The organism is uncultured Rothia sp. (assembly GCF_963544205.1).
Classification (GTDB): Bacteria; Actinomycetota; Actinomycetes; order Actinomycetales; family Micrococcaceae; genus Rothia.
Genome location: NZ_CAUUDY010000003.1, coordinates 1 through 25,382, shown reverse-complemented (window position 1 = coordinate 25,382; position 25,382 = coordinate 1). Strand labels below are relative to the sequence as shown.

Below are 25,382 nucleotides of genomic sequence, written 5' to 3'. Positions count from 1 at the left end.
GATAGCGGGCTGACACCTCCAACCCCAGCCAGTTCATATGCGACAAAAAATGAGGGGTTGAGCATAACTATTCGTCTGCTCAACCCCTCATCATTTATTTATCAAATACTCTTCATCTCAGCGTTGCTACTACTTCGATGCAGAACGCGCATGCCACACCATCGCGGCCAAATGCACTAGCAGGCCAAGCATCGGACCCGCATACAGGGCAAGAAGAGTGCGCGTTAGAAGAGGCAACGGCGACACCGCAACAACACAAGCAACCACAGCCGCCAGCACCCAACCAGCCACATAAGAGCGGTGCATATTCAACGCAATCACCAGCGACCCCGACAGCACCAAAAGCGCCAGGAAAGCAGAAGCAAACACCAGAAGCGCAAGCATCGGAGAAGTCACCACCTCGGCGTACGCTTCAACCTCTGAAGGCTTCGGCGGATAAAGCAGACCAAACAGCCACGGTCCCAGCACATAAGCCGCTGCAGCGCCCACAAGACCCACACCCAACAGTGCACCAGCAGGCTTCGCAAAAGCACGCAACGGATGGTTCTGCTGCTTCAAGAAAGCAGACACCGCAACACCCTGAAAAGCCTGCAGAGGAATCATAATCGGCGAGCGCGTAATCGAAATCGCGAGAATCAGAACCGCCAAAATAACCTGTTGCAGCGAGTCATTCGAATCAATGCTCGCGTTCAACAGAAGCGGCAAGCCCATCATAAGAACCGCGTTAGCAGTCGACGACCCCATCGACAGCGTGTAGTTATACAGTAGCCGACCCGATGAAACATCCGCACGAGAGCCAAAAACTCGCCGTGCCTCCGGCAGCAGAAGCACCATCAGCAGCCACAGAAGTACCGGAGAAACCGCTGCGGCTTCAAGACCGATGAGATGCGCAGAGACCAGACCAACCGCACAGATAGCCACAATGCGCCAAATAGCGTCAAACCCCGACACGCTCGCGAAGAGGTACCAGCTTTCCTGACCAGCAGACGCACCATAGAGAGTCATATGCATGGCGTAAAGGGCCACACCGACACTCAGAAGAAGCACACCGTTAAACCCGCTCAAGGGAATCTGAGCAGGAGCCCACAGAGGGCTCGTCACTAAGGTCAGACCGCCCACAATAAGACCCACCAGAGCACCCATAGGGGCAATACGTGCCCCAGTTTTACCATCGCGGCGTGCAGTGCCCACGGCGCGGGTAGCTTCCTGCTGGATACCTACCACCACACCGTAGAGGGCAAAAAGGAGCGACCAGAAGAGAAGGAACTCCGTCAGGCTTTCGCCCTCCAGAAACCGTTTCACAACAACGGTAATTCCTAGAGAAGATAGTGCAGCTAAACCGGACGATCCCAAAATTGCCATCGAATGACCACGAGTCATTTTCTTCGGCTGGGACTCTGCCGATGATTCCACGCTATCTCCGTTCTCTACTGGTCGCACCTATTAGATTGAAGTCTTTACTTTACGACGTGCTCGGCAAGGTTCTTAACACCCTGCCACTTCTTCGCCAGAGCCGCCTTCGGCAGCAGAGTCAGCGCGTGAGCGCGCGAGGAGAAACGGATACGAGCCACGCGAGCAGCCTTCTTCCAGCCCAGGGCGCTCATCTCTTCAACCATGGTGTTGTAGTAGCGGCGCTCCTCCTCAAAGCGGGTACCCTCCAGGGCGCGCCAAGACGAGTCAGAACCACCGTGGCGGCGGTACATGAACGCAACCTGCGGATCGTAGTACAGGGAGCCGCCGCGCATCGTAATGTCGAGAATCAGCGCCATATCCTGGATAACGTTCAGGCCCTCGCGGAAGCCGGTACCCACGATAGCGTCCTTACGCCAGCCCAGGGACGGGAAGTAGAACCACGCGCCACGCAGCAGGGAGGTGGCCAGCTCCTCGCCCTGCAGAACAGCCTCACCCTTGGGACGGTAGAACGCCTTAGTCTGCTCCACCAGGGTGTTCGACAGGCCGTTGTTCTCATCAATCACAACCACGCCAGGCTGGAAGATGGAAGCCTCGGGGTGCTTAGCCGCCGCGTCCACGAGCCACTGCACGTAGTTGGGGAGCATGACGTCATCAGCACCCATGACGGTGACCAGCTCGTTCTCCACGAAGGTCAGGCACTTGCGGTAGTTCGCGTTCGCACCCAGGTTGGTTTCGTTGCGCATGTAGGTGATGCGTTCGTCCTTCAGGGACTCGAACCAGCCGGGAATCGAGTCGTCCGGGTAGCCGTCATCGACGACAATCAGGCGCCAGTCCGGGTTGGTCTGACCGACCACAGACAGCACAGCCTGCTTCATCATGGCGACGTCGCCGTAGTAAGGGAACAGAATATCAACGGTCATGGGGTATTACTCCAACTCACAAGGGGTGAAAAGTACTGAAAGATAAAGACTAAGAATCTTGCTGGTCACGCTTCTTCGCACCGGATGCACCCTCCGGCTGCTCCTGAAGCGCCTTCAAAATGGCGACTTCCTCAGCCAGGATGCGGGTCTTCTCCGACAGGCGCGACAGCTCCAGGGTCAGGTGAATACTCACACCCATCAGCAGCAGAATCGACAGCAGGAACAGCAGGTTCACCGGCAAGGCTACGCCCACGAAGTCCGCCACACCATTGAGAAGAGTCGGGAAAGCACCCAACACAATGATGATGGCACCAATAATCAGCCACAGGGCGGCGTAGCGCTCCTTCATGCGCTGGTTACGTACCTGAATCACCACAAAAGTACAGACCAGAATGGCAAGGATCAAGAAGAAAACACTGGCGCTCACGGCTACTTCTCCTCGGGGCGGCGGCTCACCGAAATGCCGTAGGCAAACAGTGAACGAACCAGATAGATGGCAGACTTCAGCGGACCGGAGGAGGGAGTACCTCCCTGACGCTCACGCATATGCACCGGCACCTGACGCACCTTCAAACCATTGCTAATTGCCATGGCGGTGATGTCAATCGTGTCGCCCAGGTATTCGGCGGGCAGGTTACGGCAGTAGAAGTCGATACCGCGGCGGTTAGCAATCTTAAAACCGCTGGTCACATCCGTGAACGGGGTACCCGCCGCGCGGGTAAACAGAAACGACAGCAGGCCCATCGCCCACTTGCGCGGACCGGATACCTCATAGTCCGCAGCACCATCGGCAAAGCGGGAACCAATCACGATGTCGTAATCCTGCACCGCCTCAATGAGCGAGGGGATGCTCTCGGGGTGGTGCTGGCCGTCCGAATCCACCTGCATGGCGTAGTCGTAGCCCATGCGCTGCGCGTACTTGTAGCCGGTGCGCATGGCGGCACCCACACCCATGTTGTAGGGCAGGTCAATCACAAACGCGCCCGCCTCACGAGCCACGGCGGAGGTGTTGTCGGTGGAGCCGTCATTGACCACCACCAGGTCCACGAAAGGTACCGTCTCCTGCAGCTCAGTAATAGTGCCGGGTAGCGCTTCTTCCTCGTTCCAGGCGGGCATAATCACCAGCGTACGAGGGAACGTGCGGGGGGTAAGGGACGATGTGGGAGAACCCATAGGGCAGTTACCCCTCCTAACGATTGTGTCTTACCGTGCGTGCGAAAGCCGGCATGCCCTTGTGGACATACCGGCTTTCATCATATCAGTGGTTCCGCGGCATCTCAGATTTGGCGACAGATTGTAGACTGCACCATTTATTCTCTGAGATACATACGCTTTATGAGGGGTGCTCGCGTACCTTCTAGTTATCGCAGGCGCTAATACGGTACAGAGTCATCGGACCCGAGGAGTACACGGGGGTCAGAACATCCGTATCAATAGCAGCCACCATGCCGTCATAGTTCTTCTGCTGAGTAGGACCGAAATTGCCCTGGTTCTCCAGGTGAACATACCAGTGAGCCTTGTACTCGTTCACTTCGCGGCAGACTTCCGGGTTCGTGCGGGCATCCTTCAAATCATTCAGGATTGCCGCGTACTTCGGGGAGGTCTGGAACTCGAAGTGGTAGCTGGTCAGGTGGCGGTCAGCCAGCGCGTAAATGTAGGCGCTACCGTCCCAGGGGTTATTGACGATGGTGTCGCCCTTGGGCACGATCTTCGGGATTTCGTTAATGACGTTCATCTCATCCTGGTTCAGGATGTCGGAGGTCGGGGTCACCTTGTACCTATCCGCCACTTGCAGAGTTGCGTCGTGCATCGCCGGGGTACGCGAGGACAGGCCCGCAACCGCGAGCACCAGCACCATGGAGACACCCATCATTGCCGGGGCAACCTTCGCGTGCTTCTCACGCGGAATAGCGTGCATGATGCGCACGAAGATGCCCTCCGCGGCGCCGCCCAGGCCGATACCAGCGAGCAGCACTGCAGGGAACACCACCAGAGCAGCCAGGCGGAAGTGGTCAGTGTACCAGGGAGCCACCATCAGCAGGCGGAAGTCGCCACGCGGCACCGAAGCCGCAATGATCCACATGTAGCCGACCAGCATCCAGCTACCAATCAGCCACAGGTTACGGCGCTTGTACAGCAGGTAGCCAACACCCCACAGCGCCAAGAAGCCCAGCAGATATGCGGGCGCAAAATTACCACCTAGCGGGTTTGCGTTCTCCAGGCCCAGGAACAGGAACTGGTAGACCGCCTCGCCCTCGCTCATGATAGCGGTCCACAGGTCGCTGGCTTCCTCACTCGGACGCAACGCCAACCAGATAGTGACACATCCGGCGATGAGAGCGACCAGAACGCCGGTACCCACCAGACGCTCACGAGTGGATCCGCCGCGGGTGCGCAGCACCTGCACCACGCCACCCAGAAGCATGGGCACAGCAAACACTGCGGCAGAAACCACCGCGTTCGGATGCACCAGAGCCAAACCGCCCAGGCCCACCAGAATCGTCAGCGACAGGGACAGCACGAAGGAGTACTCACGGCGCGCCATGAGCTGAATCATGTGTAGCAGTAGCGCCACGAACGCGGGCAGCAGGGCATAACCCAGAAGGTTCGGGAACAGCACACCCCAGAACAGCAGCAGACCCGGGAACGCAAAGAAACCGCAAGTCAGAGCCGGAATGGCGAGCGCCTGCAGGGGGCGCAGGTGCGGAATGCTCAAGCACATAGCAATCAGGGAGCAAGGCCAGATAATGCCTGCCGCCAGCAGAATCATGACGATGGTTGCCGTAGCGATGCTCGTGCCGGTCGTGCTGTAAATCAGGTACACGAAGTCGTGCCAGCCGGCAGGATAAAAAGTAGGTTCTTGATTCGCGGCGGCAATTGCACCCAGAGTCAGGCTGGAGGCGTCGCCGTGCTCCTGAATCCAGCGAATCGCGTTCATATGGAATGAGTTATCGAGGGTCTGCGAGAACGCCTCGGGCCCAAAGACCATATGCTGGGTTGCGTGCAGGGTCAAGAAACCGCCCAGCACCGCGCCGATTACGGGCCAGGCGAGGGGCACGGTATTACCCGCCCAGTTCTCTGCGGCCTCGCTGGAGGCGTCGGGTAGGGCGGAGGGCCAGCGGCGGCCCACCAGGTGCATCACACCCGCGGCGGCAGCCACCAGCACGGCGCCAACCGGCACGAAAGAAATCAGGCTCCACGGAACACCGGTCTTACCCAGCACAATCGCGGAAACAGCCACCAAAGCGAAGGACAGCAGCGGCGCATAAAAAACGCGCAGACGTGCGGGAACACGCAGCGCCCAGCCCATTGCATAGCCGGGGCCAAAAGCCAACACGACCGCAAAAAGTAGCAGCGGAATAGTTGCCAACCAGCTCATTAACCCTCTTCTCCCCACAGTTCACGCACCGGAAAACCCCTCAAATACGGGGGTCGGTGCGCTTTCGCGTACCAAGCAAGGATACCTTAGAGCCCTCTTCACCCCCGCGAAACCCCGCGGAAGAGAGAGGGACAGCACCCAAAACCAAGCGTTCCGAACCTTTCACGGGGTGCCCCATGGAACATCCCGCAGAACACCTCCGGGAAGCCCCCAAACGGCGAAGAATATGACGTAATATTTCGCGCCCCGCGTCATGAAAGGTGCACCTAAGAAACATAGGGCAATAAATAAGGTGTTCAGCACCCATTAGCTTTACCCTGAAACATATCTCCCCTTAACTAAAGGGTCGCCCAACGCATACACATCTGGACGAACCCTCAAACGCAGCCGCAGAAGAAAGGGTCGATCATGACCGAAACCATTGCAGCACAGGCACCCATCGCCGACACCTCCGAGCAGTTCAAGCTCGCCTTCGGACACCAGCCCGCCGGCGTCGCCATCATCACCGCCACCGACGAAAACGGCGAACCCGCAGGCTTCACCGCCTCCTCGCTGACCTCCGTCGCCGCAGAACCGCCCATCATCGCCTTCTCCCTCAAGGCAAACAGCGGCTCCGCAGCAAAGATCGCGGCTGCCTCCTCCTTCCTCGTGCACATGCTCGACGCTGAGAATGTCACCCTCGCGAAGAACTTCGCAACCCACGACTACCCCCGCTTCGAAGACCCCAGCACCTGGGAATTCGTCCACACCGGTGAGCCCCTCGTCCACGGCGTGCGCCGCGTACTGCGCGCAACCCCGCTCAGCCGCGTTGAGGCAGGCCCCGCACTCGTCTTCACCGCGCAGGTTGAAGAGTTCATCCGCAACGACTGCGAAGGCACCCCGCTGGTCTACCACTCGCGCAACTTCCACGCGCTGGGTGACCACTCCAACGTGAACAACTACAGCATCTAACCCCGCGCAGGGGTCACGGGGCGGTATTCGACGACCATGAGGCGACGAATGCCGCCCCGCGGCGTACCCTGAACATAACAGCGCACGCGACACATGACAGCGCACAGCATCACAACGCAGAAGGAATAGTTATGACGGCTCAGACTACCCAGCCCGCATCCCTCCCCTGGCTCGAAAAGCTCATCGCGATTCCCACCATCTCCGGCAGCTCCAACCTCGAACTCATTGAGCTCATCGAGGCCGAGTTCGCCCGCTACGGCTACAGCGGCGTGCGCACCTACAACGAGGACGGCACCCGCGCCAACCTCTTCATTACCGTCCCCGCCGCGGACGGCACCACCCGCGGCGGTGTTATTCTCTCCGGCCACACGGACGTTGTGCCCGTTGCCGGTCAGGACTGGGACGCCGACCCCTTCACCCTGCGCGTGGAGGGTACCCGCGCCTACGGCCGCGGCGTCTGTGATATGAAGGGCTTTATCGCCGTGGCGCTCTGGCTGCTGCCGCGCGTTGCGGAGGCGAAGTTGCGCGCTCCCCTGCACTTCGCGTTCTCCTACGACGAGGAAATCGGCTGCGTCGGCGCCCCCTCCCTCATCGAGGAGTTCGTAGCGCGCGACCTCGCCCCCGACTACGCGATTGTGGGTGAACCCTCCAGCATGCGCATCATCGACGCGCACAAGGGCGCGCACCGCGGCCGCGTCACCTTCACCGGCGTGCCCAAGCACGGCTCCCTCGCCACCCATGGCGTGAACGCGGTTGCTGCCGCTGGCGAGTTCATCACCTTCTTCACCGACATGGCGGACCAGTGGGAAGAAGAAGGCCCCTTCGACGAGTCGTTCATCATTCCCCACTCCACCGGCAGCGTGAACCTGGCAAACGGCGGCCTGCAGTACAACATCGTCGCCGAGCAGGCGGTCGTAGAGTACGATGTGCGCACCCTGCCGCAGGTGACCACCGAGTTCTTCGTCGAGCGCATTGACCGCGAACTTTCCGAGGTCATCCTGCCCGACTTGCAGGCACGCGCCGCACGCGCCGAAAAGCTCACCGGCGCGGAGCCCGGTAGCCTCACCTCCCGCGTGGGCGTGAAGCACGAACTGCTCGCCGCCGTACCTGGCCTCGGTACCGAAGACGACGCGCCCATCGTGCGCCTCGCCCACGAGTGGCTCGGCACCAACGACGCACCGCAGAAGGTCACCTACGGCACCGAAGCGGGCCAGTTCCAGCGCGCCGGCGTGCAGAGCATCATCTGCGGCCCCGGCGATATTGCGCAGGCGCACTCCCCGAACGAGTGGATTGAGCTGGAGCAGCTGAGCGAATGTGAGCGCTTCTTCGAGGCGATTCTCGACTGGGCGAGCGCCAAGTAGCAGCCGTGTAGCGGCATAAAACTCAGCTCACTGCGGCTCATGAGAGCCGCACGAAAATTACAGAAAATGCCCGGGCACCTTCAACGGTGCCCGGGCATTTTTTGTGCTGATGGCGGGTAGTGAAGGTGGGGGTTCAAGTGTTGGTTGAGCCATGGATTTACCTGTGGGTTGAGCTGTGGGTTTAAGTATGGGTTTATGGAATGAGTCCAAGGTGTGGACTATGCCCGTTTTTCCCCTCGTCCACCACATTTATTTTTAAACGAAAAACCCGAAAAACCGCTTATGTCTAAGGGTGAAATAACACAAAAGTATTGTCTTCCAGGGGTATTCAAGGTTCCATAGATGCCAAAGGTTAAACACGCCACCCAGGCGACATAACCCACACAAAACCACACCTCCCTCACGCTCGGCACTGCACACCCGGTCGAACCCCGGTTCACCACCCGCAGTTCACTACCTGAAGGACACCCCGTGTACACCATCAGCCCCTACCTCGCCGAATTCCTCGGCACGCTCATCATGTGCACCATCGGCTGCGGCGTCATCGCCAACGTCGAACTCCGCCGCTCCAAAGGCCACGGCGACAACTTCTTCACCATCGCCTTCGGCTGGGGCTTCGCCGTCACCTTCGGCGTCTATGCCTCCCACGCCTACTCCGGCGGCCATCTGAACCCCGCCGTGTCCATCGGCCTGGCTGCCTTCGGCGAATTCCCCTGGGAGAAGGTCCCCGGCTACATCATCGCCCAGGTCCTCGGCGCGATGGTCGGCGCCGGACTGGTCTACCTCAACTACCTGCCCCACTGGAAGGCAACCGCCGACAAGAAGATTAAGCTCGGCATCTTCGGCACCGTCCCCGCCATTCACAACTACTTCACCAACGCCCTCTCCGAAATGATTGGCACGTTCATGCTGGTCTTCTCGGCACTGTACACCGGAGTGAATTTCAAGCCGACCATCAGCGGTGGCGTGGAGCTCTCGCTCAACCTCAACGACGTGCTCAAGCCCCTCGCCTTCGGCTTCATGGTCGCCGTGCTCGTCATCGGTCTGGGTGGTCAGACCGGCTACGCGCTGAACCCCGCCCGTGACTTCGGTCCGCGCCTCATGCACGCCCTGCTGCCCATCCACGATAAGGGTTCCTCGCGCTGGTTCTACGCCTGGGTTCCGATCTGCGGCCCGATTGCTGGCGGTTTCATGGGTGGCGCGTTCTTCAAGCTCTACTACGAGGGTCAGGTCAGCCCGTGGCTGTTCGTTTCCAGCGCTCTGGCGGTTGTGGTTCTGCTATTCGCGTGGTGGGCTAACAGCCACCTGTACCGCGCACCTAGCTCCGAGGTTGTCCCCGAGTTTGAGGACACCCACGCTACCGCGGCGGCACGCGCAGCGACCTACACCCCGACCGGTTCCATGCCGGTCCTGCTGCCCGAAGAGGTGAAGGAGAACCGTAGCACCCGCGTCGTGAACCGCGTGACCGACGGCGAGTAGCTCTTCTCATCTAGGCTCCCCTGTCTAGGGTTTCATCTAAAAACGGCGAACCCCTCATTTTCATAACCTGACTTATGTTGTTCAGGTTCTGAAAATGAGGGGTTCGTTGCGTCTACCTCACGGAAGGAGGTTCATTCAGGGGTGCCGAAAAGAAATACAGTCTAGAAAGGTCCTAGCTTAGGTACAAAAAGAGTCATCTCCTGAACGATATACTCTGCATCTTCCAAAGCCTCTTCAGCTTCTTCCACAGCTATAGGCTCATAATCCAAACCGGGATACTCAACCTCATGGCGAGTTCGACGCAAGCGAGAATACAGCTTACCCACCACATCATGAGGGCCTCGCTGAGCACGCAACGCATCACCCACCACAATATGACCTCCCCGAGTAGTCGGCCGCAGACCCTGCACCGCCAAGGCGGCAGTCATCGCCAATCTCGAAGCATCATAGAGGAGCGTATAGGCACCTTCCGGATCATCAACCACCAGACGATGCGCCGTCTTTAGATGCCGGCGAGCACGCAACAACAGACCTTGAGCATGCTCACGATTTACAGCGACCCATTCCAACTCACCGGCATTAATCAGCTCAAGCATGCGCTCCCGACCAACAGTCCAAGGACCAGGAGTCGGGGCATTAGGCTTCAGCGTCGACATCATTCACCTCCAACTGCCCAAAGAGAACCTCCATCGGGCGCGACCGCACAGTCTGCACGAAACCATCCTGCGAATTCCAAGCCTCAGGAGATAGCCGCTTTACGTTCACCTCATAGCCAAGCTTCTGCTCAGCATCATCAATAGCCTCATACAGCTTCTGACGTGAAGGGGAGCCAACAACCAGCACATCAATATCGTTCGGCACGTGCCCAGCCACCCCAGAACGACGGCTAGCCCACGAGCCATAAATAGCGGCACCCTCAATATTGGAAACACCCTGCAAAGTATCCCGGAGCACCGGAACGGGGCCATAAGTTACCAGGATCAACTGACGCATCGCCTGGCCCACCGGATTATCAACCTTGGCTTGCACCATACGGGTCCTGCCAACATTCTGGACGGTCACCAAGCCGGACTGTTCCAGACGGTTCACCTCTCGGGAGACAGTCGGCAACGATGCACGTGTCGCATCAGCAATCTGCGACACCGTGTACTGCTGCTCAGGGTGAGAGAACAGCAATGCCATCACTTCACCCTGCAGGTCACTACGCAAGATAGGAAGGAGACTAGGAGCAGACGTTTTCATAACATGAATTATATCAATCATGTTATGAAAACGTCTGCCAATTTGGAGGGGTTCTAGACCGCGGCGGATGCCATTGCCAGCACCCGATCATGCTTAGCGAGGCGGCGCTTCTGAATCGCGCGCACCACCCAGATGCAGACCGCACCCAGGACCGCGCCGGCAGTGTTATTCACAATGTCATCCACGTCGAAAGTACGGTAGGTGAAGCCCGCCAGACCCCAGTTACCGGTCAGCTGGCTCAGCTCAATGAAGCTCGAAAGCGCAAAGCCACTCAGCGCAGTAGCGCGCAGACCCCAGCGCAGGCAGCCCGCAGTAAAGAAGCCCAGCGGAATGAACATCGCGATATTGAAGAAGAGCTGCGCGTACACGGTGGTGAAGAAGCGGCGCAGACCCATGCCAGCCGTCAGGTCCCACGCCTGCTGCCAGCTCCAGCCCACATAGAAGCGCGGGTAGTAGAGTTCGGGGTTCGTGACACTATTCGCGCTACCAATCGGGGTCAGCGTCAGCGAAAGAATCGACGCAAGGAACAGTGCGAAGGATGCAGTCAGCAGGTACTGGCGGATGCTGTGTGCTCGGCCGGTCTTCTTGGCGCGCAGTCGCATGCCAATGAAGCCGATGATGGAGAGCGCCACGGTGAGCGCCGCAATCTCGATGGCAAAGGTGCCAATCATGTGTTTGTTCAGTAGTTCCTGCATGCTGTGTGTTCCTTAAGTCGTGAGAGTGAGTTATATGCTTCCCACCTGAACATATGTCTGTCCTTACATATATTTCCGGTGGTATATAGCGGGTGTCTGTTCATGCCCGCCGCATATCGTTCACCACCAGTGTAAAAGACAGCTCTATGGCTCACCCTAGGCGAAACTGTGAAAAACCTGTACAGCACCCGGCACGCCACGCAAACCGCTACAGCCGATACCGTCAGTACAGAACATCCGGCGGGAACACCGGCGCAATATACCGACCAAACAACAGCACAAACAGGAACGCGCCCGCAATCGCAGCCACCATCGCACCCACAACCTGCACCAGCCAGAGCATCAGGAACTTCACCATCTTGCCCTCAGCGCGGGCGGTCAACGCCTCCACCATGGCGGTCGAGAAGGTCGTAAAACCACCCAGCAGGCCGGTCGTAATCACCGTGCACCAGAACGCCACCTGATCCGTGGCGTTATAGTGCACGCCCAGCGCGCGAGGATTCGATACCGGCAAAATCAGCAGACCGTACAGGAACGAACCCACCAGGTTAATGACGAACACCGGGCTAATAATCGACGACTCCGTGCGCAGGCGAGGCGACATCGCCTTATCGAGGAAGAAGCGGGTCATCGCACCCAGACCGCCGCAGAGGAACACCATCAGAGCGAAAAACATTAGCGGTCCTCCTCAGCATCACGGGCGGGCACCAGGCGGGACGCCACAAAACGGCCGGTCAGCATGCCGGCTGCGGCGGCAACCAAACCACCCACGAGCAGCACCAGAATCGCCAGCACCATATACCCGCCGTGCACCGTGTACGGCAGGAAAATCGTCTGCGCCAGTACCGCAGCAATCGACGAATACGTCGTGTAGCCGCCCATCATACCCGCACCGAACAGCAGGCGGAACGAGTGAATCTGCTCCTCGCCGTCACGGCGCGCGTAGGCGTTCCACACCATCGTCAGCAGGCCCAGCGTGAACGAACCCAGCAGGTTCGCCACCAGCACGCCGCCGGGGGTGTACACGCGGCACAGCGCACCCGTGCCGCCGCCCAAAAAGACAAGAAAAGGGGCAGGCACACGGTTCAGAACGCCTCCTATCCTCTGCCGGATACTCGCGCGGTTTCTCATCACCGTGCACCTGCCCTTTCGTCTCGTATTGGTCTTCAGTATTAGTCTTCAAAGTGCGCTATAACAGCGCACAAACGCACACTAATACTTTAGCGGTTACCCAGGCTTTAGCTGTTACCCGAATCGGCGGCAGACTCGCGCTCGTGCTGAATCTTCTCGCTCAGCGCGGCACCCTCAACATCCATATTCGGGGTGAGGCGGTCCAGCCACTTCGGCATCCACCACGCCTTATCGCCCAGCAGAGCCATAATCGCCGGGGTCAGCGTCATGCGCACGATGAACGCATCCACGAGCACACCGAACGCCAGGCCGAAGCCCATCGGGCGAATCATGGTCGATTCAGCGAAGATGAAGCCGCCAAACACCGAAATCATGATGATCGCGGCAGCCACCACCACGCGCACCGCGTGGTTATAGCCACTCACAATGGCGGTCGCCGCGTCCTTACCGTGCACGTATGCTTCACGCATGCCGGTCACCAGGAACATCTGGTAATCCATGGCAAGGCCGAAGAGAATACCGATGAGCAGGGTCGGCAGGAAGGACAGCACCGGGCCCGGGTGGTCCACGCCGAAGAGGGAACTCATGAAGCCCAGCTGGTAGATGGACACCACGGCACCGAAGCTTGCCAGCACCGAGAAGAGGAAGCCCACCGAGGCAACCAGCGGAACCATAATCGAGCGGAACACCAGGATCAGCACAAGGAAGGACAGGCCCATCACCACGCCCAGGTACAGGGGTAGCTTCTGCGCGAGCACCTCGGAGACATCAATATTGCCGCTGGTCTGGCCCGCAATGCCGAGAGACACCTCAGAGCCTTGAACCGGAACGGTTACGGCGCGCAGCTTATGGACGAGCTCTTCGGTCTCCACGGAGCTTGCACTGTGCGCAGGAATCACCTGGAAAATCATGAGGGTACGGTCATCTGTCATACCGCCGGGAACCACAGCCTGCACATTCGCGCCGCCGCGCTCCTTCACCGCGGAGGCGATATCAATCTGCACCTGCTGAGCCTGCTCCTCGCTCATATTCGCGGGAGTATGCGCAACCGCAACCAGCGGGGCGCTCATACCCTCACCGAACTTGTCCTTAATCAGTGCGTACGACTTATACGCGGCGCTATCGGAAGGGTAGTTCGAGGCATCCGGCAGACCCAGGCGCATCTGCGACATGGGTGCAGCAACCACCAGCAGCGCCACAGTACCGACCACCAGGGTCAGCAGCGGACGCGCCAGCACGAGACGCAACCAGCCGTTCGGCTTCTCGGTGCGCTCGGCATCCTGCGCGCGGCGCTCCTCAATCTTCTTTGGAGTATCGATGGAAGCCCACAGCTTCTTCGGCATGATTTTGGCACCCGCCAGGGACAGCACCGCAGGGGTGAGAGTCACCGCAATCAGGGCGGCAACCACCACGCAGAACGCGGCGGCGTTACCCATCACGCCCAGGAAGGGAATACCGGTCACATTCAGCGCAACCAGCGCAATAATCACGGTGCTTGCCGCAAAAATCACGGCATTACCGCTCGTGCCGTTCGCCAGGGCAATCGCCTGGACCTTCGGCATGCCGTCGAGCAGGTTCGTGCGGTAGCGGTTCAGGATGAACAGCGAGTAGTCGATACCGACCGCCAGGCCAAGCATCAGGCCCAGGGTGTAGGCGGTGGAGCTCATCTGAATGATGGAAGACAGCGAGAGCGTGCCGAGCACACCCACCACCACGCCCACCAGGGACATCAGAATCGGCAGGCCGGCAGCCACGAAGGTGCCGAGCATGACCATCAGCACGATGAAGGCGATAACCATACCCGCAACCTCACCGGTGTGCGAGCCGCCGCCGAGCGCGGATTCGCTCAGGTTCGCGTCGAACTGGACGGTCGCCCCGTGCAGGTTCGCCAACTCGATATCGGACATGACCTTCTGCAGGTCGGCGGAGGGAACCTCAAAAATCTTCTTCTTGAACGACACGGTCGCAATCGCCGTGGACTGATCCTCAGAGACCATACGGTAGCCTGCGGTGAAGTCGTACAGCTTCTGCTGACGCTCCAGCTGCTCACGCTGTGCGGGCAGCTCACTTTCGGTCTTCTGCAGCTGGTTGCGCTGCTCGTCCAGCTTCTTCTTGCCTTCAGCCAGTTCGTCCTTCTTGGAAGCAATCTCTGCGCGGCCCGCATCGACCTGCTTCTGGCTCTCGGCGAGGGTGTCGCGCTGCTGGTTGAGGGCGTTCTGCTGTTCGGTCAGCTGCGCCTGCTGGGCGTTGAGCTGCTCGATCATCTCGGCGGGTGAGCCTGCCGCCTCCGCCTGGGCGTAGCCGCCCTTCAGCTGTGCCTGTGCGTCATCGAGCTGCTTCTGCGCCTCGTCCAGCTGCTTTCGACCAGCGGTAATCTGCTCCTGCGAGTCGTCGAGCTTCTTCTCGTTCTCGGCAATCTGCTTGGTGCCCTCTTCAATCTGGGATGCGGCGGCACTCAACTGCTTTTTGCCGTCCTCAATTTGGGCGGGAGCGGCCTCGATTTTGGCGTGCGCCTCGTCGAGCTGGTTTTTCGCCTCGGCAAGCTTGGAGGTGGTGGTGAACGGGTCGGTGACCGCATCCACGGAGGGCACCTCGGCGGTGAGCTTATTCAGCGTGGCGGAGAATGCCTGCTTCTGCTCTTCGGTGAGGGCGGTGCCGTCACCGGTGGTGAGAAGGATCTGGCCGGAGCCGCGGTTGGCGCTCGGGAAGCGCTGGGCGAGCTCGTCGGAGAGCTGCTGGGTTTGCGTTCCGGGCATGGTGAAGGTGTTGCTGAGCTTGCCGTGGAACGCGGTGTAGGCACCCGCTACACCTGCAATGATGAGTACCCAGGTGAGGATGACAGCCCAGGCACGGCGGGCGGCGGCTTCACCGATGCGGTAGAGCCATGTAGCCATGAATTATTCCTTTGAAGTTGAGTGAGTGAAGAGTTTGGTGCGTTTGGTGCGTTGGGTGCGTGTGAATACGGTGGTTGCCCTGTTTTGCCACCCGCATGCTGAGGTGACGCCCCTGTTTTTGGGCAAAAACACCCCGCTTCGGGCACCTGCAGATGAGGTGCCCGAAGCGAGAGTTTTTGAGCGTGAATGCTATGGGGCTTAGCTTGCGAATTCGCCCTGGACCAGGCGGCCCAGGTAGTCGAGTGCCTCGAGTACGCACTGGCGCATTGCTTCGATGGCGAGTGCTTCGGGGTGGGTGTCTTCGGGGGCTTCCGCTGCGACCTTGGCGGTTACTTCTTCGGCGCGGGTGAGGTAGTAGTAGACGCCTTCACCGATGGTTTCGGAGAGGTTGGAGGCGAAGACTGCCACGCGCAGGTAGGGCAGGTCGGGGTATGCCTCGAGGTATCGCTCGAGGAAGATGTCGTAGGTGCGCTCGAGGATGACGTGCGAGTATTCCTCGAACTTCGCGGGGCTGTCCATTTCGAGGGCGTAGAGCAGGTGTGCGAAGGGTGCGATGTACTCTTCGAGGGTGTTGCTCATGAAGACATTGCGGGCGATGGAGAGCATTTCAGCTTCCATGCTTGCGTTTTCGCCGGAAACGGTAAAGTCGCATTCTTCGAAGATGCGGTTGAAGTACTGGTTCATGCGGGTGACCAGCACGTCGTCTACGGAGGCGAAGTGGTTAAAGATGGTGCGGCGGGAGACGCCGGCGCGTTCTGCGAGTGCTTCTGCATTGAGGGCGCCGTAGCCGCCCTCGAGGATGAGGGCTTCTGCTGCCTCAACGATTGCGATGCGGTTCTCCGCCTTGCGGGCGGAGCGCTTGTCCGTGATATTTGCGGGGGATTCAACAAGATTAGCCATGTTTTTTACAATACGCGCATTGTTTCACCGGGGGTAACTATTTTGGGGTTAGATTGACCACATATTTGCACTCCAGGCAATAAACTTGAAGTGCAGATTTAATGTTTACTCAACAAGCAATTTAGTGTTTTTGCACGTCAACCCACCATAAAGCCGCAAAAGCACCACAAAGGGGAGCAGAGTGCACACACAGCACACCTCACTCCCCCTCAAGCAGCCATTCACAGAGTGGACGCACGCGGACCAGGTAGCAAACCAGACCGGCTGATCAGACGCCGGACTAGGCAGCCGGCTGAAGACGCGCATCCAGCGGCAGGCGCACCGTAAAGACCGTATGACCCGGCTGACTCTGCACCTGAATCGAACCACCGTGCGCCTGCACGATTGCCTGCACAATCGCCAAGCCCAGGCCGGTGGTTCCATCCGAGCCGGAGCGCGCCTTATCGGCGCGAGTGAAGCGGTCAAAAATCTTCGGCAGGAATTCGGGCGCAATACCCGGGCCGTTATCGGTCACGGTGACCACAGCCTCGCGACGTGCCGCATCCACCGACAGGCCCGCGGTCACGCGTGTGCCCTCATCGGTGTGCTTGCGGGCGTTCGAGAGCAGGTTCAGAATCACGCGCTGAATCTGGGAGCGATCCGCCACCACTTCGACGGGCTCATCGGGCAGGTTCAGGTGCCACTCGTGGGTGCGGGCTGCCGCCTGCATATCGGAGGTACATTCGAGTACCAGCTCGGTCAGGTCAACCTGCTCCAGCTTGGGTTCGCGTCCCTCGTCGAGGCGGGCGAGGGTCAGCAGGTCTTCCACGAGGCGGGACATGCGTTCAGTCTGCGAGTCGATACGCGCCAGGGAGGACTGGCCGGACTCACTGAGCGGTTCGGTCCAGCGGAGCATATCGGAGTAGCCCTTAATGGCGGCGAGGGGCGTGCGCAGCTCGTGGGATGCGTCCGCGATGAAGGCGCGAATCTGATGCTCGGTGCGTTCGCGCACTTCGAGGGCGGAGTTCACGTTATCGAGCAGCTGGTTGAGGGCGTAGCCGACCGCGCCCACTTCGGTACGCGGGTCGGAGTCACGCGGCTCCACTCGCACCGCCGATGAGATGGTGTGTTCTTCCAGGTCCAGGTGCGCCACGTCGGTCGCCACCGCGGAGACTCGTTCCAACGGCTTCATGGTGCCGCGAATAATGTAGGAGCCAGCCACACCGGCGCCGACCATTACGGCTATGGATCCGAGGGACACCACAATCACGAAAATGGTGAGGGTCTGCTGCACGTTGGCGAGCGGGATACCGACCACCTGCGCGTCGGCGGTATTACTAGCCTTCGGGGTGATTTTCACGAGGTACAGACCGGATTCCAGTTTGATCTCTCGGACTTCTTCTTTGGTGGCGTTCAGCGCCATGGTTCCGAGGGTTACCTGGTCATTGGCGGAGAGGCTTTGTATAGTGCCGTCGCTGGCAAGCTTGCTGGCGATTTCTACGGCACCTTCGGATTCCACACAGGTGATGATGGTTCCGGACGCCTGACCGGGTGCAAAGAGGGAGCTGCTCTTCTGCAGATCATCACAGTCCACCTCTTCTTTTTTGCCGGTTCGAGATGAGGGCTGCACCACGCGGTGACTGGTTTCTTTGAGGTCGCTTTGCGCCTGCTGGTAGAGGGAGTTCTGCAGGGTCACATAGGTGGACAGGCCGATAATGAGGCAGGCAATGCCGAGGGCTGCCACGAGGATTGCGATGAGGCGCGAACGCAGGTGGGGTACGTAGCCCAGTTCTTCGGGGGATGCTTCGGGGTTCCTCATGCTCTTCCAAGCGGCGCGTAGGCGCACGAAGAAGTTTCCGCGGGAGGGAACGGATCCGTCGCGCACGGAAGTACCCGCGCGCAGGGGGCGGGTTGCTTCGTTATCCGAGGAGGCGGGTTCACTGGGTGAGTAGGAGCCCACGAGCATCCTTTCTTTCTATATTCGAAATACGGAATATAACTGATATGGCGCGGTATAACCGGGTGTTATACCGCGCCATATGAAGAGCAGAGAATAGAACTATACGGCGGGACGCAGCACGTAACCAGCACCGCGCACAGTGTGAATCATCGGTTCGCGACCCACATCAATCTTCTTACGCAGATACGAGATGTACAGCTCCACAATATTTGCCTGGCCACCAAAATCGTAGTTCCAGACATTGTCGAGAATCTGACTCTTGGAGACCACGCGCTTCGCGTTTTCCATGAGGTAGCGTAGCAGGTCGAACTGGGTTGCGGTGAGGTTGATTTGCTCGCCGCCGCGGGTGACCTCGCGGGTGTCCTGGTTCAGCACCAGGTCGCCTACAACGAGCTCAGCATCATCAATGGCGGCGACACCGGAGCGCTGCACCAGGCGGTGCAGACGAATCATGACCTCTTCCATAGAAAAGGGCTTGGTCACGTAGTCATCCGCACCGGCGGCAAGACCCTCAATACGGTTGTCGACCGAGTCCTTAGCGGTCAGGAAGAGGCAGGGAACCTCGGGGTAGAACTTACGGATACGGGTGAGCAGTTCCAGACCGTCGAAGCCGGGCATCATAATGTCCAGCACGAGCACGTCGGGTCGCCAATCGCGGGCAATCGCGAGCGCGGAGGGGCCGTCACCGGCGGACTGCACATCCCAGCCGATCATTTTCAGACCCATGCTGACGAGTTCCTTGAGCATTTCCTCGTCGTCGACGACGAGGGCGCGGATGGGGCTGCCGTCCGGGTGCTCGAGTGCGGGAAGGTTCTTGGCGATTTCGGTTGCTTTACTGCTCATGTGGTTAAGAGTATCGCGATTTAGGGTTCACGGTGGGGCGGGATCCGGTTTTCAGCCGCAAACTTATGGAATGCTTGCCCGCGTCACAGCTGGGGCACAGTTTCGCGCCGCCCATTACCCCAACCACGCGCGTTAACCCTTCAATACGGGTTCAATCTTTCGGTAAAATTTGTAGTAGCTTAGGTGATACTCAATCGCCTTTTATCGTTTCAGTGTGCCACCCCGACACAGGCGCCCCGACACCCGCAGAGGAGGACACATGCGCATTAGCCGTATTTATAACAATAATGTTGTCCTCACGGTGGATCATTTGGGCAAGGAGTCCGTGATGATTGGTCGCGGCATTGCCTTTGGCAAGCGTAAGGGTCAGCTGATTGACCCGTCTGCGGTGGAGCAGACCTTTGTGCCTGAGAAGGGCATGTCGGGTGAGCGTCTGAGCATGACGCTGTCTGAGATTCCGGCGGAGATTCTGTCGATTGCTACGCAGCTGGAGTCGAAGGTTCGCGCCGAGGGTGCGCTGGAGCTGTCGAATTCTTTTATTCTTCCGTTGGCTGATCACCTGCATTATGCGGTGGTTCGTGCGCGTGATGGGGTGCGGGTGGAGTATCCGCTGGCGCCGGAGGTGACTGTTCTTTACCCGCGCGAGGTGGAGTACGGCCGCGAGGTTTTGGCGATGGTTCGCGAGCGCCTGCAGGTTGAGCTGGATCCGAATGAGGCTATTCCCCTGGCGTTGCACCTGGTCAATGCGCAATTTGCGACGGCGGATATGTCTCAGGCGTTCCGCATGACTGAGGTTTTCGCGCAGGTTTTTGAAATCATCGAGGCGAGCTACGAGCAGAAGATCGACCCGGATTCGATGAGTGCGGCACGTTTTGTGACGCATCTGCGGTACCTGTTTGTGCGGGCGAGCCGCGCCTCCACGAATCGCACAGAGGACGCTGAGGATGAGGTGTCGCAGCCGAGCCTGTTGGCGGCTCTTCGTGAGGATGCACCGCGCGCCTACGCGTGTGCACAGAAGGTTTTGTTGGTGTTGCAGATGCAGTTGAAGCAGAGCCTGACTCGTGACGAGTTGACGTATTTGACGATTCATATTGCGCGCCTGGCGCGGGATATGTGGGGCATTAACGCGTAGCGTATGCTCTGTAGGAAGTGACCGGGGGTTCTCGGTCGCTTTTTCTATGCCCGAAATCCCGGTGAGGAAATTCCGGTAAGGGTTTCGAGTGAAGAGTCTAAAGCAAGGAGTCTAGGGAAGCACTGCCGGGCGGAACGTGGCCGTTAAAGGTGAGCCGCTATTTATAGATACAACCTGTCACTAAAATGTCGTTTTCCCGGGTTTTCTTTCGCGCGTTAGCGCGTCGATTTAAATTTTGAAATGACGCTTTATAGCGGCGTCTTCCAGAAATACCATTCTGTGGACAGACCTCAGACAAATGTGGGTTTTTTATTAATCCCACATGTTTTGATTCGCACACTCATTTTTTTGTTCGGTATTTTCTTTGTAAATAATTTTCTCACGCTCGTGCGATCCATGTATTCCACATCAAACACCTCGTCAGCCCACCAGCAAAGTGCCAACATTCCCGAATTTTCGCGAGAGTAACGCATTCCCCTTCGCACGGGCAAGCATTTTTCGGTGTTCTGTTTAAATTTTTTACACCCTGGCAATAAATACGTGTTTTGACATCAAAAACCCATATTCCAACACCGATAAAAATGTCACAAGAACCTAAAGTGTGCATGCTCAGAAAAAACCCACAAAACACAAAAACAACGTGTTACTATCTGAGAATTATGAGGCCCCTCACGGGACCTATACACACCATGTCACGAAAACGAGAGGACCACTATGGTCACTATCATTGTGGCGGCACACGGCGAGTCGGCTCCGGCTCTGCTGAAGACCGCCGGCATGATCCTCGGTAACTTCGAAAACGTCCACCCGGTCACGTTCCTGCCGGGTCAGGGCCCCGAAGATCTCGTCGAAGAGTACACCCGCATCGTTGAGGCGTCCGAAGCAGAGGAAACCCTGCTGCTGGTCGACCTCTTCGGCGGTAGCCCCTACAACGCCGGTGCGCAGTTCGCAGCCACCCGCGAGGGCGTCGACGTCGTCTCCGGTGTCAACGTACCGATGCTTATTGAGGTCATCTCCGGCGCAGGCCGTAAGAACGCAACCCTCAAGTCCCTGGTCGCTAAGGCGCACAAGGCTGGCACTAAGGGTATTCGCTCCTTCCAGGAGGCGAACCAGCCCGCAGCCGCCAAGCCCGCCGAAGCGAAGCCCGCAGAGACCAAGGCGGTCGAGGTTCCGGCTGCTCAGCAGGTTCCCGGCGGCACCATGGACGCTATCTTCACCCGCATCGACTCCCGCCTGATTCACGGTCAGGTGGCAGGCACCTGGGTTCCGCATATCGCACCGCAGACCTTCATCGCGGCATCCGATAATGCGGCACACGATCAGCTGCGCAAGTCCCTGCTGCTGCAGGTCGCGCCGACCAGCGTGAAGACCAATGTCCTGGACATCGCTAAGGCTGGCCGCGTGTACAACAACCCCAAGTACACCGGTATGAAGACCATGTTCGTCGTAGAATCCCCCGTTGACGTGGTGCGACTGCTCGACGAAGGCGTCAAGATCAACGAAGTGAACGTTGGTGGCGTCACCTTCAAGACCGGCATGGTTCAGCTCTCGGACGCAGTGTACGCCTCCGAGGAGCACCTGGAAGCCTACCGCGAACTCATTAAGCGCGGTGTGAAGCTGACCGTGCAGCAGCTGCCCAACCATTCCCCGGTTGACCTGGCAAAAATCCTCAAGCAGAAAGGCCTGGACGCATGAGCGCCCTGACGTTTATTCTCGTTGTTCTCGTGGCGTTCATTGCGGGCGTCGCATCCGTGGTGGACGAGCGTCAGTTCCACCGCCCCCTGGTCGCTTGTACCCTGATGGGTTGCGCGCTGGGTGACCCGACCACCGGCATTATGCTCGGTGGCGCACTGGAGCTCATCGCACTGGGCTGGATGAATGTCGGTGCGGCGATGGCTCCCGACTCGGCTCTGGCGTCCACTATCTCCGCTGTTGTTGTGATTCAGGGTCACCAGGACATCACCACCGGTATTGCGATTGCTGTGCCGCTGGCGGCAGCAGGTCAGGTTCTGACCATTTTCGTTCGTACCATTACGGTGTTCTTCCAGCATCAGGCTGATAATTTCGCGAAGACGGCGAACTTCCGCGGTATTGAGTTGATGCACATTAGCGGTATGGCTCTGCAGGGTCTGCGCGTGGCTATCCCGACCGCTATTGTGGCGCTGATTAGCTCCGAAGAGCTGACCCGCCTGCTGGACATGATTCCCGCCGAGGTGACCACCGGTCTGCGTATCGCAGGTGGCATGATTACCGTGGTTGGTTTCGCAATGGTCATCAACATGATGCGTTCGAAGGCTCTCATGCCCTTCTTCTTCCTCGGCTTCATTGCCGCTGCTGCTATCCCGGCAACCCAGTCGATTTCGATTGCTGGTACCGAGGGTGCGAAGGATCTCGTCGCCACCCTGTCCGGTCAGGCACAGTTCAACCTGGTTGCTATCGGTATTGTGGGCGCCTGCCTGGGTCTGCTGTACACCCAGCTGAACCCGCTCTTCCATAAGAGCGAGGCACCCGCCGCAGCACCGGCAGCCGCAGCAAACGACCTCGATAACGAGCTCGAGTAAGGAGCATCATCATGACTGAGAACAAGAACGTCGAGCTCGTTGAAGTTCCCGAGCTCACCCAGCGCGATAAGATCGACACCTACATCCGTTCCACCTTCCTGCTCGGTTCGTTCAACTTTGAGCGTATGCAGTCCATTGGTTTCGCGGTTTCTATGATTCCGGCCATCAAGCGCTTCTACACCAAGAAGGAAGACCAGGCGGAGGCACTGACCCGCCACCTGGAGTTCTTCAACACCCAGCCGTGGGTTGCATCCTCGATTATGGGTGTGACCGCTGCGATGGAGCGTGAGAAGGCATCCGGTAAGGACATTGACGAGGCAGCAATCACCAATGTGAAGGTGGGTCTGATGGGCCCGCTGGCTGGTGTGGGCGACCCGATTTACTGGGGTACCGCACGTATCGTGCTGGCGGCTCTGGGTGCATCCCTGGCGGTGACCGGTAATATTCTGGGCCCGCTGCTGTTCTTCTTCGGCCTGACCGCGATTCGTTGGGCAACCCGCTGGTACGGCTTCAAGTACGGTTACGAGAAGGGTACCCAGATTGTGACTGAGGCTGGCGGTAACACCCTGCAGAAGATCACTCAGGGTGCATCCGTGATGGGTCTGTTCGTGATGGGTGCGCTGGTGTACCGCTGGACGAGCGTGAACATTCCGTTACCGCTGACCAGCTACAAGAACCAGGCTGGCGCGATGGTGGATGTGACCGTTCAGTCGGTGCTGAACGACCTGCTGCCGGGTCTTGCGTCGCTGGCCCTGTGCTTCCTGTGCATGTGGCTTCTGAAGAAGAAGGTCAACGCTATCTGGTTGATTTTCGCTCTGTTTGGCGTGGGTATCCTTGGTTCGTACCTGGGCTTCCTGGCTCTCTAAAAAATCTGAGGGATGAGCCCTTTCACCCTTCTATGAGGGCGTGAGATTCAGGGGCTGTATCTCAAGTGGCGGGGGTGCGGTCGGTACACTTGAAGTACCGGCGGCACCCCCGTTTTTCGTGGGCGTTTTTCGTGGGCTGCGGCGTGCAGTTCGCGGCGATGTGGCCTTTTCCGTGAAGGAGTTTTTATGACCAAGTTGATGGCTTTCGATTTGGACGGCACGATCCTGTTTAACCGTGCCGTGGAACCTGCCAATGAGCAGGCGATTGCCCGCTGGCAGGCGGAGGGTAACCTGGCGGTGTCTTGTACCGGTAAGAGCATTTTTGCCACGCAGCTGGCGTTGAACCCGACCGCCATCCGCTTTGATTACCACGTGCTGTACACGGGTGCGGTGATTACCGACCGGGATTACCGGGTGATTTACCGTCAGCCTCTTCCGCTGAGTGTTGTGCAGGCGTGCTACGAGCATTTCAGCACCGTGGACGGCGTGGCTCTGTTCGCAACCACCCTGGATAACGATTACAGCCTGTGCGACCGGGTGGGCTCCTCGACGAATATTCTGCCGGCGTTTACCCCCATGGAAGCTGGCGACCTGCAGAACCACGAGTACGTGGGCGTACCCCTCTGGATCCCGGATGCGCAGGTCCGCGAGGCGGCGTACGCCTGGATTCTGGAGCGTTTTGGCGATTCGGTGGACTGCCACAAGAACCAGGACTTCCTGGATATCGTGCCGCCCGCCTGCACCAAGGGAACCGGCCTGCAGCACCTGGTAGAGTACCTGCAGTCCGAGCATCCGGGCACCTCCTATGAGGTGCACACGATTGGCGACTCGTGGAATGACATCGACATGCACCGCTACGCTGACCGTTCGGCGTCTTTCAGCTACTCCCCCGATGATGTCAAGGCCGTCACCACCGATTGCGTGGATAAGGCGTACGAGTTCATTGAGGCTTCCCTGTAGCTGCTTCGGAGGCGGCGGCGCGGCGAGCGCCGCGCCTGCCAGCCGCTTTCTCTTGCGCGTGCTCGCCGCCCACTCCCCCGTTTCACGTGAAACACCGCTTTCCCAATACTCCCCATGAGGTTTCCTATGTGCCCCTCTTCCTCTAAGCCTTCCAAACCCCAGTCCGCAAAGAGCCAGCAGCCCGAGCCTGCCCAGTCTTACGACCCGTCCAGCTTCTCCGATACCTTCCGCGCTATGGCGCGCGAATCGCTCGTGAAGAACCAGAAGAACCAGCCGGACTCCCCCATCGTCTCGATTTCTCCGGTACTGATTATTCTGGGCGCTATTGCGGCGGCGCTGTACGGGCTGTGGCAGAGCTGGGCGTGCCTCATTCCGCTGGTGCTGATTCTGGTGCTTATGTGGGTGCGGTACACGATGCAGCGTCAGGCGCTCAACGATTTTGCAGAGCTGGAGGCGGCACGCACTGCATGGAAGAAAACCCGCGGCCGCCAGTACCTGGAGCTGATGGCGGCGCAGTCGGCGCGCATCCTGGAGGAGAATAAGGCGCTGACCAAGCAGGCTCGCGCGCACGTGCAGGAATACGCGGATTTCGCGGCACAGAAGCTGGGTGCACAACACTAAACGTTTTGAACGCACGGGCATAAAGAAACCCCCTCAGAGATGAACTGCGCCCCGAAACTTGGACGCTATAAATAGTAACCCTTACACAGCTTCCA

At 58.9% G+C, this 25,382-nt stretch carries 23 protein-coding genes; 9 read left to right on the top strand and 14 right to left on the bottom strand.

The genetic code is table 11. The annotated features are described in order from the left end of the window. Nucleotides 1-129: 129 nt before the first annotated feature. The 5 genes from RWZ58_RS02820 to RWZ58_RS02800 all read right to left on the bottom strand — a co-directional run bounded on the left by RWZ58_RS02820 (nucleotide 130) and on the right by RWZ58_RS02800 (nucleotide 5,712). A complete protein-coding gene (locus tag RWZ58_RS02820) occupies nucleotides 130-1,302 on the bottom strand; it encodes a hypothetical protein (RefSeq protein ID WP_314657251.1) in 1,173 nt (390 codons plus the stop codon). Between the two features lie 155 nt (nucleotides 1,303-1,457). Next, a complete protein-coding gene (locus tag RWZ58_RS02815) occupies nucleotides 1,458-2,333 on the bottom strand; it encodes a glycosyltransferase (protein WP_070689884.1) in 876 nt (291 codons plus the stop codon). A gap of 49 nt (nucleotides 2,334-2,382) precedes the next feature. Next, entirely contained in the window at nucleotides 2,383-2,760 is a 378-nt protein-coding gene (locus RWZ58_RS02810) for a DUF2304 domain-containing protein (protein ID WP_314657248.1), read from the bottom strand. Between the two features lie 2 nt (nucleotides 2,761-2,762). Then, nucleotides 2,763-3,506: a glycosyltransferase family 2 protein gene (locus RWZ58_RS02805; RefSeq protein WP_314657247.1), complete on the bottom strand. Its 744-nt coding sequence runs from the start codon at nucleotides 3,504-3,506 to the stop codon at nucleotides 2,763-2,765. A 184-nt stretch (nucleotides 3,507-3,690) separates the two neighbouring features. Next, nucleotides 3,691-5,712: a DUF6541 family protein gene (locus RWZ58_RS02800; protein ID WP_070689887.1), complete on the bottom strand. Its 2,022-nt coding sequence runs from the start codon at nucleotides 5,710-5,712 to the stop codon at nucleotides 3,691-3,693. 408 nt (nucleotides 5,713-6,120) lie between these two features. Between RWZ58_RS02800 and RWZ58_RS02795 the strand changes: the two genes are divergently transcribed. The 3 genes from RWZ58_RS02795 to RWZ58_RS02785 all read left to right on the top strand — a co-directional run bounded on the left by RWZ58_RS02795 (nucleotide 6,121) and on the right by RWZ58_RS02785 (nucleotide 9,503). Next, nucleotides 6,121-6,663, top strand: a complete 543-nt coding sequence (locus tag RWZ58_RS02795) for a flavin reductase family protein (RefSeq protein ID WP_049340082.1) — start codon at nucleotides 6,121-6,123, stop codon at nucleotides 6,661-6,663. A 131-nt stretch (nucleotides 6,664-6,794) separates the two neighbouring features. Further along, nucleotides 6,795-8,024 carry an acetylornithine deacetylase gene (gene argE / locus RWZ58_RS02790; protein WP_314657245.1) on the top strand — a complete coding sequence of 410 codons (1,230 nt, stop codon included), beginning with the start codon at nucleotides 6,795-6,797 and terminating at the stop codon, nucleotides 8,022-8,024. Nucleotides 8,025-8,495: 471 nt separating this feature from the next. After that, nucleotides 8,496-9,503: an MIP/aquaporin family protein gene (locus RWZ58_RS02785; protein ID WP_314657244.1), complete on the top strand. Its 1,008-nt coding sequence runs from the start codon at nucleotides 8,496-8,498 to the stop codon at nucleotides 9,501-9,503. A 161-nt stretch (nucleotides 9,504-9,664) separates the two neighbouring features. On the opposite strand, the gene RWZ58_RS02780 is transcribed toward RWZ58_RS02785, so the two are convergent. The 9 genes from RWZ58_RS02780 to RWZ58_RS02740 all read right to left on the bottom strand — a co-directional run bounded on the left by RWZ58_RS02780 (nucleotide 9,665) and on the right by RWZ58_RS02740 (nucleotide 19,147). After that, nucleotides 9,665-10,099, bottom strand: coding sequence for a HEPN domain-containing protein (locus RWZ58_RS02780; RefSeq protein ID WP_314657243.1), 435 nt, complete (start codon nucleotides 10,097-10,099; stop codon nucleotides 9,665-9,667). 40 nt (nucleotides 10,100-10,139) lie between these two features. After that, nucleotides 10,140-10,685: an ArsR family transcriptional regulator gene (locus RWZ58_RS02775; protein WP_314657241.1), complete on the bottom strand. Its 546-nt coding sequence runs from the start codon at nucleotides 10,683-10,685 to the stop codon at nucleotides 10,140-10,142. A 113-nt stretch (nucleotides 10,686-10,798) separates the two neighbouring features. Further along, entirely contained in the window at nucleotides 10,799-11,440 is a 642-nt protein-coding gene (locus RWZ58_RS02770) for a VanZ family protein (RefSeq protein ID WP_314657239.1), read from the bottom strand. 223 nt (nucleotides 11,441-11,663) lie between these two features. Beyond that, nucleotides 11,664-12,116, bottom strand: a complete 453-nt coding sequence (locus tag RWZ58_RS02765; RefSeq protein ID WP_294627277.1) for a CrcB family protein — start codon at nucleotides 12,114-12,116, stop codon at nucleotides 11,664-11,666. Further along, the gene (locus tag RWZ58_RS02760) at nucleotides 12,116-12,520 is read right to left on the bottom strand and encodes a CrcB family protein (RefSeq protein WP_314657236.1); all 405 of its coding nucleotides are present in this window, start codon (nucleotides 12,518-12,520) and stop codon (nucleotides 12,116-12,118) included. The genes RWZ58_RS02765 and RWZ58_RS02760 overlap by 1 nt, the downstream gene beginning before the upstream one ends. Before the next feature lie 158 nt (nucleotides 12,521-12,678). Beyond that, nucleotides 12,679-15,465 carry an MMPL family transporter gene (locus tag RWZ58_RS02755; protein WP_314657234.1) on the bottom strand — a complete coding sequence of 929 codons (2,787 nt, stop codon included), beginning with the start codon at nucleotides 15,463-15,465 and terminating at the stop codon, nucleotides 12,679-12,681. Between the two features lie 198 nt (nucleotides 15,466-15,663). Next, a complete protein-coding gene (locus RWZ58_RS02750; RefSeq protein WP_314657232.1) occupies nucleotides 15,664-16,365 on the bottom strand; it encodes a TetR/AcrR family transcriptional regulator in 702 nt (233 codons plus the stop codon). Nucleotides 16,366-16,645: 280 nt separating this feature from the next. Beyond that, nucleotides 16,646-18,310, bottom strand: a complete 1,665-nt coding sequence (locus RWZ58_RS02745; protein WP_314657231.1) for a HAMP domain-containing sensor histidine kinase — start codon at nucleotides 18,308-18,310, stop codon at nucleotides 16,646-16,648. 93 nt (nucleotides 18,311-18,403) lie between these two features. Continuing rightward, a complete protein-coding gene (locus RWZ58_RS02740; protein WP_005504149.1) occupies nucleotides 18,404-19,147 on the bottom strand; it encodes a response regulator transcription factor in 744 nt (247 codons plus the stop codon). 259 nt (nucleotides 19,148-19,406) lie between these two features. Between RWZ58_RS02740 and RWZ58_RS02735 the strand changes: the two genes are divergently transcribed. The 6 genes from RWZ58_RS02735 (at nucleotide 19,407) to RWZ58_RS02710 (ending at nucleotide 25,287) form a co-directional block, all read left to right on the top strand. Continuing rightward, on the top strand, nucleotides 19,407-20,279 hold the full coding sequence (locus RWZ58_RS02735) for a PRD domain-containing protein (protein ID WP_314657229.1): 873 nt from the start codon (nucleotides 19,407-19,409) through the stop codon (nucleotides 20,277-20,279). A 714-nt stretch (nucleotides 20,280-20,993) separates the two neighbouring features. After that, on the top strand, nucleotides 20,994-21,974 hold the full coding sequence (locus RWZ58_RS02730; RefSeq protein ID WP_314657227.1) for a mannose/fructose/sorbose PTS transporter subunit IIA: 981 nt from the start codon (nucleotides 20,994-20,996) through the stop codon (nucleotides 21,972-21,974). Next, the gene (locus RWZ58_RS02725; protein ID WP_005507993.1) at nucleotides 21,971-22,840 is read left to right on the top strand and encodes a PTS mannose/fructose/sorbose transporter subunit IIC; all 870 of its coding nucleotides are present in this window, start codon (nucleotides 21,971-21,973) and stop codon (nucleotides 22,838-22,840) included. Before RWZ58_RS02730 ends, RWZ58_RS02725 begins: the two co-directional genes overlap by 4 nt. An 11-nt stretch (nucleotides 22,841-22,851) precedes the next feature. Beyond that, nucleotides 22,852-23,706, top strand: a complete 855-nt coding sequence (locus RWZ58_RS02720; protein WP_314657224.1) for a PTS mannose transporter subunit IID — start codon at nucleotides 22,852-22,854, stop codon at nucleotides 23,704-23,706. A 186-nt stretch (nucleotides 23,707-23,892) separates the two neighbouring features. Then, on the top strand, nucleotides 23,893-24,666 hold the full coding sequence (locus RWZ58_RS02715; protein ID WP_314657222.1) for an HAD family hydrolase: 774 nt from the start codon (nucleotides 23,893-23,895) through the stop codon (nucleotides 24,664-24,666). 126 nt (nucleotides 24,667-24,792) lie between these two features. Further along, a complete protein-coding gene (locus tag RWZ58_RS02710) occupies nucleotides 24,793-25,287 on the top strand; it encodes a hypothetical protein (RefSeq protein WP_314657221.1) in 495 nt (164 codons plus the stop codon). Nucleotides 25,288-25,382: the final 95 nt, after the last annotated feature.

Bases quoted from the DNA above. Each gene is read 5' to 3' on its own strand.
- RWZ58_RS02770 (WP_314657239.1), bottom strand. From the start codon at position 11,440: ATGCAGGAACTACTGAACAAACACATGATTGGCACCTTTGCCATCGAG.
- RWZ58_RS02815 (WP_070689884.1), bottom strand. From the start codon at position 2,333: ATGACCGTTGATATTCTGTTCCCTTACTACGGCGACGTCGCCATGATG.
- RWZ58_RS02740 (WP_005504149.1), bottom strand. From the start codon at position 19,147: ATGAGCAGTAAAGCAACCGAAATCGCCAAGAACCTTCCCGCACTCGAG.
- RWZ58_RS02805 (WP_314657247.1), bottom strand. From the start codon at position 3,506: ATGGGTTCTCCCACATCGTCCCTTACCCCCCGCACGTTCCCTCGTACG.
- RWZ58_RS02735 (WP_314657229.1), top strand. From the start codon at position 19,407: ATGCGCATTAGCCGTATTTATAACAATAATGTTGTCCTCACGGTGGAT.
- RWZ58_RS02710 (WP_314657221.1), top strand. From the start codon at position 24,793: ATGTGCCCCTCTTCCTCTAAGCCTTCCAAACCCCAGTCCGCAAAGAGC.
- RWZ58_RS02725 (WP_005507993.1), top strand. From the start codon at position 21,971: ATGAGCGCCCTGACGTTTATTCTCGTTGTTCTCGTGGCGTTCATTGCG.
- RWZ58_RS02715 (WP_314657222.1), top strand. From the start codon at position 23,893: ATGACCAAGTTGATGGCTTTCGATTTGGACGGCACGATCCTGTTTAAC.
- RWZ58_RS02800 (WP_070689887.1), bottom strand. From the start codon at position 5,712: ATGAGCTGGTTGGCAACTATTCCGCTGCTACTTTTTGCGGTCGTGTTG.
- RWZ58_RS02755 (WP_314657234.1), bottom strand. From the start codon at position 15,465: ATGGCTACATGGCTCTACCGCATCGGTGAAGCCGCCGCCCGCCGTGCC.
- RWZ58_RS02720 (WP_314657224.1), top strand. From the start codon at position 22,852: ATGACTGAGAACAAGAACGTCGAGCTCGTTGAAGTTCCCGAGCTCACC.
- RWZ58_RS02745 (WP_314657231.1), bottom strand. From the start codon at position 18,310: ATGCTCGTGGGCTCCTACTCACCCAGTGAACCCGCCTCCTCGGATAAC.
- argE (WP_314657245.1), top strand. From the start codon at position 6,795: ATGACGGCTCAGACTACCCAGCCCGCATCCCTCCCCTGGCTCGAAAAG.
- RWZ58_RS02730 (WP_314657227.1), top strand. From the start codon at position 20,994: ATGGTCACTATCATTGTGGCGGCACACGGCGAGTCGGCTCCGGCTCTG.
- RWZ58_RS02750 (WP_314657232.1), bottom strand. From the start codon at position 16,365: ATGGCTAATCTTGTTGAATCCCCCGCAAATATCACGGACAAGCGCTCC.
- RWZ58_RS02765 (WP_294627277.1), bottom strand. From the start codon at position 12,116: ATGTTTTTCGCTCTGATGGTGTTCCTCTGCGGCGGTCTGGGTGCGATG.
- RWZ58_RS02780 (WP_314657243.1), bottom strand. From the start codon at position 10,099: ATGCTTGAGCTGATTAATGCCGGTGAGTTGGAATGGGTCGCTGTAAAT.
- RWZ58_RS02795 (WP_049340082.1), top strand. From the start codon at position 6,121: ATGACCGAAACCATTGCAGCACAGGCACCCATCGCCGACACCTCCGAG.
- RWZ58_RS02775 (WP_314657241.1), bottom strand. From the start codon at position 10,685: ATGGCATTGCTGTTCTCTCACCCTGAGCAGCAGTACACGGTGTCGCAG.